The 15,842-nt window shown below is 54.7% G+C and carries 15 protein-coding genes; 1 reads left to right on the forward strand and 14 read right to left on the reverse strand.

The genetic code is table 11. From position 1 onward, the window contains the following. Positions 1–9: 9 nt before the first annotated feature. The 4 genes from LG200_RS12010 to epsA all read right to left on the reverse strand — a co-directional run bounded on the left by LG200_RS12010 (position 10) and on the right by epsA (position 5,379). Positions 10–1,662: a ShlB/FhaC/HecB family hemolysin secretion/activation protein gene (locus tag LG200_RS12010; RefSeq protein WP_226757862.1), complete on the reverse strand. Its 1,653-nt coding sequence runs from the start codon at positions 1,660–1,662 to the stop codon at positions 10–12. A 276-nt stretch (positions 1,663–1,938) separates the two neighbouring features. Continuing rightward, complete coding sequence (locus LG200_RS12015) at positions 1,939–3,363, reverse strand: hypothetical protein (protein ID WP_226757863.1); 1,425 nt, start codon at positions 3,361–3,363, stop codon at positions 1,939–1,941. Between the two features lie 89 nt (positions 3,364–3,452). Further along, entirely contained in the window at positions 3,453–4,256 is an 804-nt protein-coding gene (locus tag LG200_RS12020) for a PEP-CTERM sorting domain-containing protein (protein ID WP_226757864.1), read from the reverse strand. 271 nt (positions 4,257–4,527) lie between these two features. Continuing rightward, entirely contained in the window at positions 4,528–5,379 is an 852-nt protein-coding gene (gene epsA / locus LG200_RS12025; RefSeq protein ID WP_226757865.1) for an XrtB/PEP-CTERM-associated transcriptional regulator EpsA, read from the reverse strand. A 170-nt stretch (positions 5,380–5,549) separates the two neighbouring features. Here epsA and LG200_RS12030 point away from each other — a divergent pair, with 170 nt between their 5' ends. Beyond that, positions 5,550–6,185 carry a lytic transglycosylase domain-containing protein gene (locus tag LG200_RS12030; RefSeq protein WP_226757866.1) on the forward strand — a complete coding sequence of 212 codons (636 nt, stop codon included), beginning with the start codon at positions 5,550–5,552 and terminating at the stop codon, positions 6,183–6,185. Positions 6,186–6,856: 671 nt separating this feature from the next. On the opposite strand, the gene LG200_RS12035 is transcribed toward LG200_RS12030, so the two are convergent. From LG200_RS12035 to LG200_RS12080, 10 genes are all read right to left on the reverse strand, one after another. After that, positions 6,857–7,519 carry a type II secretion system protein gene (locus LG200_RS12035; RefSeq protein ID WP_226757867.1) on the reverse strand — a complete coding sequence of 221 codons (663 nt, stop codon included), beginning with the start codon at positions 7,517–7,519 and terminating at the stop codon, positions 6,857–6,859. A gap of 70 nt (positions 7,520–7,589) precedes the next feature. Next, positions 7,590–7,982, reverse strand: a complete 393-nt coding sequence (locus LG200_RS12040) for a type II secretion system protein (protein ID WP_226757868.1) — start codon at positions 7,980–7,982, stop codon at positions 7,590–7,592. Beyond that, the gene (locus LG200_RS12045; protein WP_226757869.1) at positions 7,982–8,470 is read right to left on the reverse strand and encodes a type II secretion system protein; all 489 of its coding nucleotides are present in this window, start codon (positions 8,468–8,470) and stop codon (positions 7,982–7,984) included. The genes LG200_RS12040 and LG200_RS12045 overlap by 1 nt, the downstream gene beginning before the upstream one ends. Before the next feature lie 6 nt (positions 8,471–8,476). Next, positions 8,477–10,414 carry a secretin N-terminal domain-containing protein gene (locus tag LG200_RS12050; RefSeq protein ID WP_226757870.1) on the reverse strand — a complete coding sequence of 646 codons (1,938 nt, stop codon included), beginning with the start codon at positions 10,412–10,414 and terminating at the stop codon, positions 8,477–8,479. Further along, a complete protein-coding gene (locus LG200_RS12055) occupies positions 10,415–11,026 on the reverse strand; it encodes a hypothetical protein (protein WP_226757871.1) in 612 nt (203 codons plus the stop codon). Next, a complete protein-coding gene (locus LG200_RS12060; RefSeq protein ID WP_226757872.1) occupies positions 11,023–11,607 on the reverse strand; it encodes a hypothetical protein in 585 nt (194 codons plus the stop codon). Before LG200_RS12060 ends, LG200_RS12055 begins: the two co-directional genes overlap by 4 nt. Further along, positions 11,604–12,158: a hypothetical protein gene (locus LG200_RS12065; protein WP_226757873.1), complete on the reverse strand. Its 555-nt coding sequence runs from the start codon at positions 12,156–12,158 to the stop codon at positions 11,604–11,606. The genes LG200_RS12060 and LG200_RS12065 overlap by 4 nt, the downstream gene beginning before the upstream one ends. Then, positions 12,155–13,000 carry a hypothetical protein gene (locus tag LG200_RS12070; RefSeq protein WP_226757874.1) on the reverse strand — a complete coding sequence of 282 codons (846 nt, stop codon included), beginning with the start codon at positions 12,998–13,000 and terminating at the stop codon, positions 12,155–12,157. The genes LG200_RS12065 and LG200_RS12070 overlap by 4 nt, the downstream gene beginning before the upstream one ends. Continuing rightward, positions 12,981–14,663 (reverse strand): GspE/PulE family protein, encoded by a 1,683-nt coding sequence (locus LG200_RS12075; protein ID WP_226757875.1) that lies wholly within the window; start codon positions 14,661–14,663, stop codon positions 12,981–12,983. The genes LG200_RS12070 and LG200_RS12075 overlap by 20 nt, the downstream gene beginning before the upstream one ends. Continuing rightward, positions 14,660–15,841 carry a type II secretion system F family protein gene (locus LG200_RS12080; protein WP_226757876.1) on the reverse strand — a complete coding sequence of 394 codons (1,182 nt, stop codon included), beginning with the start codon at positions 15,839–15,841 and terminating at the stop codon, positions 14,660–14,662. The genes LG200_RS12075 and LG200_RS12080 overlap by 4 nt, the downstream gene beginning before the upstream one ends. Position 15,842: the final 1 nt, after the last annotated feature.

The following is a 15,842-nucleotide window of genomic DNA, read 5'->3' on the forward strand; positions in this document are numbered from 1 at the left end:
ACCCTCTTGCTACCAGTCATAGGCCACCCTGAAGTGCAGCAAGGTATCGCCCTTGTCCACGACGCCCGCTTCCCTCAGCGCGCGCGCATAATCAAATACAGCCGTGACGCCATGCCATTTTCTGAACTGCAAACCCACCCCGATGGAAGCCAGGTTGAACACGCTGTTTTGCTCCGCAAGAGGCTTGAGGATGCGCACCTGGCCCGCGCTATAAAACACCGAACCCACCAGCTCGCCTTCCATATTCAGGTATTTGGCCAGTGAGGGGGTGCGCAGCTCGGCAGTGCCAAACAAGCCCTTGTCGCCCAGTGAAGTCGCTTCGTAATAACCGCGCACGGTATCTGCCCCACCGACGACGAACTGCTCGTTGGCAATGATGGGCGCCCCTGCCGCCTGCCCGGAGACACGGCCAAACAGTTCCCAATCCCTGGGAAGCTTGTAGGTATGCTTGATATCTCCACGCAGATAGGCAAAACTGCCTTCCGCCTCGGAGCGTTTGTCAAAGAATTCCTGTTCATCCGATCCCAAATTGCGCACAGCGAAGGTCAATCCCAGATTGAATTGGGTCGTGCTTTTTTCCGCCTGCAGCGTGCTGTCGTAGCCAACGAAAAATGGCATGTAGCTGATCGGGGTATTGAATCCGGTGCCTATCAGGCGCGTGGATTCCTTGAAATCCTTGTAATCGACACCCAGGGTCAGGTTGTGGAAATAGCCGGACAGCGCCGGAGCAGGCAATGGGTGGATGTAACGCAGGCCGAGGATGGTACCGTTACCGATCACACTGACATCTCCCACTGCCGCCACATCGCTACGCGACGAAACACCATAAAACGCCCAGTAATCACCGCCGGGTGTGGGAATCAGGTAGGTGGCAGACAATACCTTGGTCTCATCCGGATCTTCCGGCGTTACCTGAAAACTCAGGCTCAAGCTGTGATCCATCTGCCAGAGGTTGTCATAGCGGAGCGAGCCATTGAGGCGGGTGTGCGTGGTATTGGCAATATAACGGTTGTTGAGCTCCAGGTTGGCATGCAGGGGCAACTTGTCCTCAACCTTGAGATCAACCTCCACCCTGCCGGGAGTCTTGCCGGGACGCAACACTGGCGCCACCTGGCGATCAGCCTGCATATTCAGGCTGGCCAACTGGCGTTGCACATTGGGGAAATACGGCACCTTGCCCTCGGCAAGGTCGGGCGCCCGGGCCTTGATCGCGCCAAGTGAATAGTATTTCGCTCCCACTACTCGCAGCTTTTCGACCTTGCCTTCCTGCACATCAAAACGAACCATCTTGTTATTGACCTCCTGTTCAGGAGTGTTCACAAACACGGTGAGATAGCCCGCATCATGAAAGGCCTTTTCAAGCGCAGCCCGGGCAGCCTCCACATCGTCTATGGTCCTGGATTCTCCTAAAAATGGGTACACCGCCTGTTCGATTTTCCCTTGTGGCAGCACAGTGTTTCCCGACACCTGGAATTCCAGGATGTCAAAACGCGCGGCCTCTGCAGGAGGACTATCCATATCTTCCCCATTTGACTCTGGATTGTCCGCACCTGGAGGCAGGCTGCCTGCTTGTGTTTGCGCCTCAGCTTCTCCTGCAAAGGCTGATTGATTGAGCCCACAAAAACCCAGCCAAGTGATCAGGCATAAATAAAATAGACGCACGCTTGATAGTTTCCTGAAATCGAAAATGCTCATAAAAATGGCAAATAAAACAAATGGCATGCTGAGATATCACCTAACATTCACCCCATGCTTTATTGGCCACTCTCGGTCACTGGTCATTCACATTTAAAAGCTGAACCGGAGTGCACAGCATCATAAAAATTGCATGTGACAACACCATGACGAATCAGAGTAAAAAGCACTTTCCCGCTTGCGCAGGAAAGTGCGAGGACATGACAGGGGACAGACATCACCCCTTATGCTTGGAATAACTGATTAGAAGAACAACTGTTGTGGGGCGCAGTTGTTGCCGAAGCGAGTACCCTTGGCGACAACCGCCAATTCGCTGGAGCTACCGCTGCTGCAGCTGGAACCACCCAATGGGTTCAGTGTCAGGCCGCGTGGCACATCTGCGCAGTTAGCTGGATTACCAAGTGCTTCAGTGATCGCAGGAATCAGGTCACGACCAAAGTTGTCAGCTGTATTGGCTACGAAAGAGCGCATTTCCATGTGGAAAGCATAGTTGCCATTAATCGCTGTTTCACGCGCAAACTCAAGGCCATCAGCAGTGCCATTGCCATTTACATCAAGCGTACCAGCTTCAGGATGCACACCATCCAACTTCAGGTAACGGTAGCCAGCATTCTCTGCACTATCAGAGCGCCAGTTGTTTTCCATGGACAACACGCCAATCGCGAATTGGTTGCTGGTACCGCGTGTGGTTAGTGCAGTTTTTACGTTACCAGAACCACTGTGTTCAGTGACCACAAATGACGTAGTGGAATCTGCTACACCCGCTGGTTGAAGATTTGCGAATGCGCCATTAGAGCAAGGATTCTTCAGGAAATTAGCGTTGGAGCTAGCTTGAGTACCAGAACTAGCAACACGACGCTCTAAGTAAACAGCTTTGCCAGAACCGGTAGCACCAACCAATGGGCTCCAGTCAGTCTGATAACCAGAACCTTGGGCAATGATGGAGCTGTACTGTGCTGAAGAAATATTAGGCGCATTGGCTGGGCTAAATGCAGCATCAGCAGCGTTAGCTGCAGCAACAGAAGCATAAATACCTTGTGCAACCTGCAGGGCACGATACAGCGGAACAGTCACTGCCACACCAAAAGTTTGACCAACATTAGCCTCAACTTCAGTACCTGCAGAAGACACATCCAGACCGAACAAGGAAGCTTCGATATCAGAGAAACCACCTGCTGGCTTGGCAATTGCGCCATCAGGCGTAGCAGCTGGGTTTACCAGTGTGCAGCTCTTGTAGTTGACATGGCCAGGGAAGCTGCTGGTTGCCACTGCGCAACTGGCATTTTCCAGACGGCGCAGGCGTTGTAGCTGAGTGCCATTGACGTGTGGAGCATATGCGTTCAGGGATCCATCGAATACAGTATGGTAAACCACGGAAACAACGCCGCCACGAGTACAGGCATAAGCAGCATAGTTGCCAAGCGAACCAGGGCGTACGCTGGTGTCGGAACTGGCGTTGGAGAACAGGGATACGGAGTTGGCATCGCAACCCAGTTCAAAACCACGGAAAATGTTGAATGTCGGTGCTGACGCGCCAGAGATCCAGGTCTCTTGCAGTGTGCCAGCGTTACGGGCAGCACCGATCTGCGCTGGTGTGACAGGAGCGGCCAGTACGGAACCAGCAGCCAAGGTAGCCGCAACGGCCAAAATCAGTTGTTTTACTTGCATTTGAATCTCCCAGTATCAATCTTGTTGGATAAATCTGTGGAAGTGATCCCACGCTTTTGGCATGGAATCACACATAACATCATCAGAAATTAAGCAGACTTGCGACGGCGTGCAGCAGCACCCACCAGGGCCAGGCCAGCGAGCAGCAGAGCATAGGTTTCTGGCTCAGGTACGGCAGCTACTGTGTAACGCAGTACACCATCAGCCTCTAAGCTGAATGTGGCGTCATACACAAGAACATCACCGCGACTAATAACGCTGTTAGAGGTCAGGTATTGAACAACACCTTGCTCAGTGCCCAAGAAGTCAAGTGCTACTGGCCCCAGGTTGTAGAATTTATCGCCACCATAAAAATTACCAGCATAGGCTTTGCCGGAAGTGGCAACACTGGCACCATTTTCAACACTGGAGTGGTTACCCAGTTCGTTGTTGGCATTAATGTAGTCAGCCAGTCCTGTCAAAGGTGACTGGAACTGTGAATACACAAAATTTGTAGTCGGTGCGCTGCTGAGGCTAGTGTTGTAAGTAGTAATAAATCCTTTAGAACCGAGTTGATTCACAGCACCAAGGTGGTCACCTGCAGCTACACCCCACTTAATACTAGAAACGTCAGCAATCGAAAGGAAGCTATTCCAAGCATCAGCGTAATCACCTGAGGCCAAGTTCCAGCTAAAGCTGGAAGATGACTCAACACCACCCACGGCAAAAGTCTGGTAGTTAAATCCCAAATCAAACGTAGCAGATACGTTATTGGCACGATCGAACAGTGTTAACACTAAGCTGCTATTGTTACCAACGCCACTTACTGAAGAATCCAATGCAGCATTAGCAGCACCAGAAACGCTCATAACTGCAACTGCAGCAGCCACCAAGGCCTTCATCTTGATATTCATTGTCATTACTCCCGAAATAAAAGTTAAAGCAGAAAAAACTTACGAAACATCTTTGAGCCGCTACATTCGTCACGCCGCACCCTACCGAACGTACCCAACTGCGCCTTCTCAAAACTCGCGACTGGGTGCATCTTAAGAAGGGAATGTTAAGTGGCTGTGGTGATCGCCTAGTTCTTTAGGACTAGGTTGAGCTTCAGCAGGAATACAGTAGCGACTCAATGGAAAATGGCAGCAAAAGCACCAAGTTATCCAAGACTGATGGAGAAAAAGCCTAATGACGAATCAGGCCAAGGCGCGAGGCTTTTGCAGCAGCATGGCTGCGGTTCTGCACATCCAGCTTACGCAGGATGTTTTGCATATGGTTCTTCACGGTAAGCGGACTGATTTCGAGAATGGTGGCAATCTCCCAGTTGCTCTTGCCGGTGTGCACCCATTGCAGGATCTCTTTCTCACGCGTGGTAATCAATCCGGCAATTGCACTGTCTCCCAGCAGCTCGCCGGCATTGCTTATTCCATCGCTGATGCGCATCAACACCGAGTGCAGGTAAGGCACCAGCAACTCCAGAAGGTAGGCATGATTGGCGCCCAGCTCGCCGGCAATACGTGAGAAACAGAAAAAGGAAGAGATCATGCCGTCCGCCGAAGACAGGCCATACGCCACGATATTGCGCAGTTCGCTGGCTTGCAGGTTGGCGCTATCCGTCTTGGGTACAACAAATCCGCCAAAACTGCCGGGACTCAAGTAGGGATCTATCAGGACAGGCTGGCCTGACTCCTGCCAGGCGGAAATCGCATTCAGCACCACGCCATCCGGCGGATGCATGGCGATGCCCACATGCTCCTGCGCCACATAGCGTGTGCTGCTGAAACTTTCCAGGGAAAACGCCCTGTCCACCCCGATGGATAAGCCGCACAACAACACTTCATGCGGCAACAGGCTCTGAAAATAGCCCTGCAGCCAGGAAAAGAACTGTGCTTTTTTCTTGATGCGCAAGGATGCATCCACCACTTCCAGAAAAGCACTCGCCTGATCTGGCGTCAGATCCTTATTGTAGTTATCCATAACCCCGATTGAATATTCTTGCAGCAAAATACCATCCTCCCAGCCAGGTATTGTCTGCATAACAGGTTGCATGCAGATGAAATCTGTATGGCATTAGTATTTCATTATTGGGAATCTGTTTTTTTTATTCATCAATTTGATATTGCAGGGGTTTTATAACAACTCCATGTGACAGAAAAGGATGTCGCGGATAGTCCCAAAGAACTACCTTACCCAGTGTGATAGTTCACATGGTTGTTACAGCGATAGACCAGACTTTGATCATGTTCCTGAAACTTCCAGCCTCTTTCATCATCGCCATCTGGGTGTGGCTTTCGTTGATGCCTGAATCGCGGGCGGATATCTGCCTGCATGCGGAAGCAGGAGAAGAGGTATATATCAGCAATACAGAAGAGCAGGTATCCTGTGCCTTACTGCTGTCTGAACACGGCACTGCCGCCAGCAATCATGGCAAAAAAACCACTCCAGACAGACTGCCTTACATGCAGGTAGTCGCCCGTGCCGCTGAAAAAACCTCGATTGACCCGGCGCTGCTGCATGCGGTGATACAGATTGAGTCTGGCCACAATGCACAAGCGCTTTCCAGGCGAGGCGCCCAGGGATTGATGCAACTGATGCCAGCCACGGCACGCCAGCTGGGCGTCAACAACATGCATGACCCGGCGCAGAATGTCATGGCAGGCGCACGTTACCTCAGCCAGTTGCAACGAGACTTCAATGGTGATATCCATCTGGCCCTGGCCGCCTACAACGCAGGACCTGCCGCAGTGAAACGGCATGGCAACATCATTCCTCCTTATGCAGAAACCCAGGCTTACGTTCCCAGGGTATTGCAGGCATATCAACGCATCAGCGGCACATATTAACTACACCCAAACAACCGAGGGCAAGCGCAGCGATCAGTGATGCCAAGCGCTGTAGTTCCTGGATACCCATCTGACCGCGCCGAGCAGTGGAGCTTTCAGCGGAAATAGCCTTGCAGCATGTCTGAGCGATAGCGAGTTCTGCAAGGCCCGATGAAAGCGAGCAGCGCAGGGAATGTCGCGGGCAGCTGGGTCGCTTTTTCTTTCGTCTCATTTCTTTTGGCGAGACAAAAGAAATAGGCTCGCCCGGCGGGGCGAAATCTGTCCTCTCGCCATAGAGATATGGCCTGAGTGAATTTAAAGTGCAGTCAGGAGATACATCCAAAATAATTGGGTTAAACAATCCGGATAAAAGTAATGGTTGTAACTGCGGGAAGACGCTCTTCGCTTGCCAGCGAGTGTCTTTCTTTTACTTCGCCAAAATAAAGGCACCAAAGAAAACGAAGTTTCGGCGCAGCCAAAAGGCGACCCCGGAACCTGCGCCGGGAGCCAAGCTCCCGGTTCCCTGCGTTGCTCGCGCTGAATGGGGTCTTGCAGAACTCGCTATCGCTCAGACATGCATGCAAGTCCCATTCCATCCAGCCCTCCGCTACTCGGCACAGCCAGACGGGGATCCAAGAACCACAGCGACTTGGCATCTTCCCGCTCACCATCGCCTTTGCCTGTTCTCGCTCTTATCGCAAGCACTGCCGATAGCTACTAAATGCCGCCCCCAGGCAGCTCTGGCAAGCGGTTGACGTCAAGGCACCACAACCGCTGTGGCAGGACAGTTGGGCAGCATCCAGTGTAGCGCCGCAAGCGGCATATTTGTCAGCATTGGCTCCGGCATTCACTGGCGGCGGGTTCTCGGCTGTATTGGGCATCGTCGGGTTATTGCTGGTATCTTGAGGCAGGCCTCGATTGTTTGCCTGGCTGCTGCCTTCTGATTTCTGGTTGGCGACAAAGCGCCAGTCCTGATAGCTCTCGGCCCCTGAAAACCCTTCCAGTGACTGACTGAAATTGTCCTGCTTGAATGGCTTGAGCCTGGAACGGCTATATACACCCACAATGCGCTCTTGCTCCTTGACCAGTCCCCAATCCTGGCTGGCCGTCATCGGATCTATGTAAATCCTGCGCAAGTAATGTGCGGGCTTGGGGCCGCGCTTGTCTGTCAACAACGCCGCCAGGGTGGGAGGATATTCCTTGATCGGACTGGGTGTCTCCTGATGATAACGGGCAATCGCCTGCCTGAACTGCTCCCCTGCAAACAGAAGTTCCTGCTCTTTTTCCCGCTGTGAAGCGGTATGCCAGGCCTGCCCGATGGCCGCAAGCCCAATGCCGCTGATTGCTATCATCATGAGCAATCCAATATAAGTGAATCCCTGCGCTCCACCATGATGATGGAGCTTCATATGGCGATTATCAGGCCTACCATTCGCCATACTGCGAGCCATCCGCGGCAGTGCCTTCAGCTCCGCTGTGCAAGTCGTAGAGATTGCCGGGCAACTCCTCATCAGGCGGCACTACAATCCAGCTTTCAGCGCTTTCCGTGAGGGGATCAACCGGGATGGTCCGTATGTACTTACGCTCAGCCAGCTCCTCTAATGAGTCAGGATAACGCGCATTATCGGAATGGAATTTGTCTATGGCATCCCGCACCACATAGAGGGTCTGCTTGAGCGCCGCCTCCTTGGCTCTGTCCACGCCATTGAAATAGCGCGGTGCCGCCACGGTGAGCAATAACATGAGGATGGCCAGTACCACCAGCAACTCCACCAGGGTGAACCCGCTTGCAGGTATTCTGAAAAGGGACTTACGCATCACCACTCCCGGTAGGCTATGCCATTGAGTCCGCTGGCCGTGCTCAACGAGTAAACGTCAAATACATCCGCACCGGCCTGCAGTGAATCCGGCGCACTTTCATAACTGCGCTTGCCCCAGGTTTCTTGGGCGGGAGCATGCTGATCGGGAAACATGGGATCGCGCGGCAGGCGGCGCAAAAAGCGAATCATGCGCTTTTTCTCGCTGCTGGCATCAGGCACCCCTTTAGCCAGCACTTCAAGGTTGGGCGGATAACCGGTTTCTTCAGCTGTGACAATAATCTTGCCTTCTTCCACCGCTTTTTTATAAGCATCTATCGCCGTGCGTATTTCACGCAATGCAATGCGCAAGTCGGCCTCCTGCTGCCGCTTGACGCTCCACTGCCCCAGCGGGATCAAGGCGGTGGCAAGTATGCTGACTATCGTCAGCGTCACTACCAGCTCTATCAGCGTAAATCCCCGGAACTGCACCTGATGACGCATGCTCATGCCGTTTTACCTTTGAGGCTGGGGCGGTACTACTACAGGTGGCGCCACCGGCGGCACAACCGGCTTGGGTTGCGTGGACATGAAGTTGTCCTGGCTCAGGTCATTGCTTTCCGTCTGGACCGCCTCCGGTTCTGCAGCAGGCTCAGGTGGAGTTTCCGCCGGCTGTAAACGCTGCATCATGATCTCGCGCGTCGTCATGGTGCCACTGCCGGTGCCTGGCGCCACGATCTGGGGATGGTCGCTAATGCCGGTTTCGGTCCCAGACCAGTACTCCATCACCTCGGACTCAGGACGGCTGATGTTGTTGACTACGCGTGGCGTGATCGCGAGCACGATCTCGGTTTTCTTGCGGTTATCAATCTGGTTGGAGAACAAGCGTCCCAGCAAGGGAATATCGCCCAGGCCGGGCAAGCGGCTGGTGTTCTTGCGTTCCTCGTCATTGATCAGCCCGGCAAGAATCTGCGTCTCACCATTCTTCAGACGTAGCAGCGTGCTCGCATTTCGGGTGCCTATCTGGTAGACCACGCCGCCGCCGCTGAGCGTGGTTGAGCTGCCCAGGGAAGAAACCTCCAGCGCAATCTTGATATTGACGAAGTCATCCAGTGTAATGCGCGGCTCGGCTTCCAGCTTGAGGCCCACGTCGATGTACTGGACAGTTTGAGAAGATCCCACGCCAGCCGTCGCCACCGTGGTAATGACGGGCACCTTGTCGCCGACCAGCACCTGTGCCTTGTCGTTGTTGCGCACCCGTATGCGCGGATTGGCGAGGATATTGACATCGCCGGTGGTTTTCCTGAAATTCAGGCTGGGGTTGGCATCAAACAAATAAGTGCTGGAGTTGTTGCTGCGCATTGCCTCGATTGACAGTCCAGCCGATGCAGTCAGCGAAGTGGGATACTCGATGCCTAGCTCCTGCAGGCGCTCGCGCGTGACTTCCATCACCTCTATTTCCAGCATCACTTCCGGGTCGGCCAGGTCATTCGCGGCCACCAGCTTTTCAGCAATGCGTACGACATCGGGCGTATCGCGGATCACGATCATGTTGAGGCGCTCATCCGTGTGGATATCCTTGGTCTTGAGCATGGTCTTGACCATGGCGGAGACATCCTTGGCCTTGGCATTGGTGAGGTAAAAACTGCGTATCACCAGGTCCTGGTAATCCTTGAGCTTGGCAGCGGTGTTGGGGAACACCAGTGCCGTATTTTCCGACAGCACCTTTTTCTGCAGCCCATTAGTCGCCAGCACCATTTCTATGGCGTCTTCTATCGGCGCTTTCTTGATAAATACCGTCGCCTTGGTCTCGGGCTTGATGTCCTTGTCCAAAATGAAATTAATGCCGGTGGCACGCGACAATGCCTCAAACACCATCTTGATATTGGCATCGCGCAATTCCAGCGTCACCGGCTTGTTGAATGCCGGTTTCAGGCGTGGCGGCTCCATGCGCACAGTGGCACGCTTCTGTTTTATTTCGCGCTGCAGCCTAAGCGCGGCTTCATGATTTGGTGCCTCCAGCAATACCTGGCGCAATTTATCCCGCGCTTCCTCTACTTCATTTTTTTCCAGCAGGCTGGTGGCGACATCCACCATCTCGGCATGCTTGCGCTGGCTATCGATCAATATCTTGCCGGACTGCGCACGCGGGTTATCAGGATCAATTGCCAGCACACGCTGGTAAAGCTCGCCTGCATCCGCCATGCGGTTATCGCGCAAGGCGGCTTCCGCCTCCGTCAATAACTGGGTGACGCCCTGTTCCCTGGCCACCAGCATATTCTTTTTTTCCGGCAGGCTTTCCGGCTTTTTTTCGTGCAGCTTGCGCGTGTTGGCAATCTTTTCCTCAGGCGTATCTCCAGGAAACCCAGGCTTGGGCCACGGAGTCAGCGCGCAGCCAGACAAGACCGCACACAAGAGGTAAGCAAGACTGTGCCACGTAAAACTCAACCGCATTTAAAGATTCCCCTGTAAATCATCCGGATTACCCGGTAGGTGGCCGGCAGGACCAGCAGTCACGGCCAGATTTTTTTTCTTGAGCAAGGTTTTGCCCAGATTGAGCGGCAGGTATGTCAGCTGCAGGCTGTTGTCATCCTCTTTATCAAGGCGCCAGCTGCGGTCTATCGATTCTCCCACCGCGACGGAGTAGAGCCGGGTCGTCGAAGCCAGCAATATCACTGTCCCGCCAGGCCCGTCTTCCAGTTTGCCGATATAGGCAAAGGACGGCTCAGGTGCCACTGGCGCGGGAGGGGCCAGTTCTTCCGCGGTTTTCACCGGAGGCACATACCAGCTGTGCGATTTGAACAGATCAGCTTCTTGGATAGATTCTCCCTGGAATTTTCTGCCCTGCAGCGCCTGCCAGTTGAGGTATTGATCATGGCTCGTTTCAGCTTGGCGAGCATCAGCATGCGGAATATCAGGCCCTGCAGGACGATCAACCACCGCAATCGGTTTGCGCTCAACAGCCAATAAATCACCGTCGTCACTATCCTCCATGGAAAATACCAACGCGATTGTTGCCAACAAGGCAAGCGCCATGCCCCATTGACGCTTGGTGAAGGTATTCATGACGCACGCTTCCTGATAAAGAACACTAGGCGCAAGCGTGTTTTCACCTGGTTTTCCGCCACTTCCCCGCGCTCGAAGCTCAATTCGTCCAAGGCCACATTGGGCAGGCTGTCCAGGATGTCCAGCACCAATGCTTTAACCTGCTGATAACTGCCAACCACCGGCACATTGGCTTCAAAGCTGCGCAATACCCCCTGTTTTTTTTCCACCAGTGTGTATTCGCCCTTATGCACTTCCAGGCCATGTCCCTGCGCCAGGCGGAACAGCACGCCGAGCTCATCGCTCAGCTGCTCTATGCCAGAAAATCTGGCTTCAAACGTCGCTAACTCTTTTTCCAGGCCCTGCTCAGGCGTGACAACCGCCACCTGCGTTTTTGGTTGCTGGCGATATGACTGCTTGAGCTGCTCCTGCATATCCTTGAGTTCTCCACGCACCGGGAGGATGACACCAGCAATCAGCACGCTGGCAAGCAATGCCAGTACAATCACCGAGACGCCTTGCCAGCCCAGTCGAAAATACACGCGGCGCAAACTCCAGGTAAGCCTGCTGAACTCCAACGATCGATTCAGCGCAGCGGTCATGACACCTGACTCCAGCGCGCACTGATGCCAAATTGCACAGAGCGGCTTACTCCAGTCCCTTGTGCTTCTTCGATGATTTCATGCTTATCCAGCACCACATCCCTCATTTCAGGGATCAGTTCCAAGCGCTTGATATAAGCCAGCAATGCTGGGATATCCTTGGCTTCACCACTGAGTCGCAAGCGCCCCTTGCCCGCATCCGGGCGTATGGAGAGAATGGCCACATCCACACTAATGGCTTGTTCCAGCCGACCAAGCATGGCAGGCCAGGGGCGACCTAACTGTTCCAGCACCAGGTTGGCCTGCTTGATCTGCATTTTCTGCCCAGCTGACAAAGCTTCCGGCTTGATTTTCTGAACTTCTACTGGACGCGCCGCTGCCTGCCGGGTACTCAACTCCTGCTGCAAGGCATCGCGCTGATCTCGCATCTCGACAGATTTCCAGCCAACCAATAGCGCCAGCAGCAATGTCGCGCCAAACAACCAATTGGACAGACGCCATAAATGGTGTTGATCTGCATAATCAAGCTGGATTTTTATTGCTGTCCTCATACCGACAGCACCAGCGCAGCGCCAAAATAATCGTTGCCGATGGCAGATTGCAAACGAGCAGGCAACCCCGGTTTCACCAATGTATGATGCGATCCAGCGAGCAGGCTGGCAGTGGAGGCAGACTCCAGCGCACAGACTTGTACCGGCGTATCCGCAGGTAATTCAAACTGCATGCGCAAACGTGAGACATGGCTTTGCAACAGCACTGGCCAGTCTGCACCCGCGCGCTGTTGCTGCACAGCAACCCAGCTACCTGATTGCCATGCGAGCAGGCATAGGCGCTGCGGCTCCGCCAGCGCAAATATGCCATCGCCAGCCGGGCTGGCTGACTGGTTATAGGCAGCCATCAAATAGGGCTGTACCGATACCAGGCTGGCCCCGGCAGACTTCAGGTGTAAGCGCAACATCTGCGTCAATTCACGGTCCAGGGCGCTTGCTAGCGCGCTCCCGCCGACAGCAGCGAGACTCAGCTGCAACTCCCAGTCTGCCACTGCAGCCCCGTGCACACGTTCAAACGCATACCGGCAAAGGCTTTGCCTTTCTGCACGGCTGGTTGCGCCATCAGGGTTGGGCACAATCGCGTAGCGCATGAAATGATTGGAAATCAATACCCTGGCCGACAACCCGCCTGCACCAGCCTGGCTCAGGGCCTGGGGCAGGCTTTCCAGCACCGGCTGCCATGCGCCATTGGCCGTGGCAATCTCCAGTATGCCTTTATCTTCCACCTGGATATTCAATCCGCGCCTGGTACGCAGCCAGACAATACGGTCCGGATAAAGGGCCAATGTAATGGAAGACAACAAGCGGCGAGGCCGCCATTGCTCAAGCCACGAAGGTGACACGGTTGATCTCCTCCAGGGTGGTCTCGCCACGTGCCACCGACTCGAGCGCTGCCTCGCGCAAGCTCTTCATGCCGCGCGCACGGCCGGCATCCTTCAGTTTCCTCAAAGGCTCGCGCGCAATGATCATCTCGCGCAATTCGTCATCCAGCGCCAACAACTCGGCAATCGCCTTGCGGCCGCGATAGCCACTGCCGCGGCAATGGCCGCAGCCTTTGCCTTGGCGGAAACGATAATGCGCCGTCTCCTCGCGCTTCAGACGTGATTGCACCATCAATTCATCACTGGGCGTCACATCTTCAGCGCAATGCGGGCAGACCAGGCGCACCAGGCGCTGCGCCATCACGCCATTGAGGGCTGCCACCAGGCTGTATGCCTCCACGTTCATATGCAGAAAACGGCTGATCACATCAAATACGTTATTGGCGTGCAGGGTGGTAAATACCAAGTGACCTGTCAGGGCCGACTGCACGGCAATCTGTGCTGTTTCCGGGTCACGGATTTCCCCCACCATGATCTTGTCAGGATCGTGCCGCAAGATGGAACGCAGCCCCCGTGCAAAAGTCAGGCCCTTCTTTTCATTGACCGGGATCTGCAGCACGCCGGGCAATTGATACTCCACCGGGTCTTCAATCGTGATGATCTTGTCATGGCCGTGATTCACTTCGCTGATGGCAGCATAGAGCGAGGTGGTCTTGCCGGAACCTGTAGGGCCGGTGACCAGCACCATGCCATAAGGCTCGCTGACAAGGTGGCGAAACTCCTCGATGATGTAGTCATCAAACCCGAGCTGCTTGAGGGACAGTCCCTTGGCCTGGTCTGAGAGCGACTTGCGGTCCAACACGCGCAACACCGCATCCTCGCCGTAGATACTGGGCATGATGGAGACACGGAAATCCACGTCACGTCCCTGCATCATGACCTTGAAACGGCCATCCTGCGGCACCCGCCGCTCTGCAATATCCAGCTCTGCCAGTATCTTGACGCGGGAGATGGCCTGTTCCGCCATGTCAGCCCCCTGCATGCTTCCGACATGGGCCAGCACGCCGTCAATGCGGTACTTGACTACCAGCCCGGCGGCAACGCTCTCCATGTGAATATCGCTGGCACCCGCCTTCAATGCGTCATACAGCGTGGAGTTCACCATCCGTATTACCGGGCTGCTATCGGCATTGATACTTTGCAGGCTCAGGTGCTCCACATCCGTTGCCCTGGCCTCGCTGATCTCATTGCCAGCCAGCATGCTGCCATCCATGGCGCGCATGCTTTCCTCGTGGCGGCTGAGATAGGCCTGGATATCAGTGAAATGCGCAAGGCAGGTGGAAAATCCTGCAGGCAGCCACTCGGTAGCCCAGTCGAATACCGTGTTGTCGAATGGATTGGATACCACCAGCAGCAAGTGCTCACCATCTCGCAATGGCAGGCACTGATAGCGGCTGGCCAGGCTGAAGCTCATGGCGTCGAACGCTGGCTGCATCCGATGCAGCTCATCCATGGCAAGCGACTGCAAACCTGTCGCTTGCGCTAGTGCCTGCCCGAAATCGGCATCCTGCAGGTCAGCCACGTTCTGCAGCATCTCTATCAATGGGTGGCCACTGCTGGCAGCCAGCGAGCGGGCCTGCTGCATATGCTCGCGGGAAAAGAGCACCGGCGTTTCCAGATTCATTGCAGGCTCCCGGCCAGCTCAAAAATCGGCATATAGAGCATCACGACCACCGCCCCGATAATGAGGCCGATAAAGATCATCAGCAAAGGCTCGAACAGCCGGGTAAACCACTCCAGCCAACGGGCGATCTCCTCGTCATGCAGCGTCGCGATATGCTCCATCATGCGGCCCATATCGCCGCTTTTCTCGCCTACGCGCAACATGCGCAGTGAAACCGGCGTCACCAGTCCGGCAGACTCCATTGCCTCGGAAATGGACCGGCCCTCGCGTATCAGCGCGGACGCCCTGCCCAGGCTATCGTGGAATGAAGCGGTCAATAGCCCGCGCGCCATTTCCATCGCCTGGGATACTGTAATGCCGCCCTCCAACAGCATTCCCAGCGTGCGGTAAAACCTGGCAAGCTGGAACACCCGCATCTGCTCGCCAATGCCGGGCATGCGCCAGAGCAAGGCCATCATGCGCCCGCGTATGGCAGGCTGCATCAAGGCATAGATAAAGGCCGCCACGGCGGCTACAGCAACCATCAATAACGTCTTCCCATGTGCCTCCATCATGCCAGCCCAGCCCAATACAATCTTAAGCATCCACGGCTGGTTATCACCAACATCAGCATAGATCTGCGAAAACCTCGGCACCACATAGCCCAGCAGGAACAGCACGACAAGGCCGCCGACCGTCATCAGCAGGAAGGGATAAATTGAGGAAGCCACCAACTTCTTGCGCAACACTTCCACCTGCTGCTCATAACCGATATATCGCATCAAGGATTCGGGTAAATCGCCAGTACGCTCGCTGGCTTTGATCATGGAGGCATAAAGCCCGGGGAAGGCTTGCGGATAGGCTGTCAGTGCGTTGGATAAGGTCTGGCCACGATACAAGGCCTCAAGAATGCCGCGCAGAATACTGGCCACTTCAGGCCGCTGCTCTTTCTCGGCAATGCCTTCCAGCGACTCAACCAGGCCCAAGCCAGCCTTCAATAATGAAAGCAGCTCCTGGCTGAACAAAAGAAGGGGAAAGCGGGTACGCTTGCTTTTGCGCAGGCCTTTAGACTCTGCCTTGGTGGAAAGGACTTCATAGCCCTGGCTGCGCGCCTGCGCCGCCGCATCTTCTGCATGCTGGGCTTCCAGCTCAAGAGAGACCAGCTGTCCGCCGGTGATCGCCCGTACCTGGTAACGCATA

The organism is Methylobacillus caricis, assembly GCF_020532705.1.
GTDB lineage: Bacteria > Pseudomonadota > Gammaproteobacteria > Burkholderiales > Methylophilaceae > Methylobacillus > Methylobacillus caricis.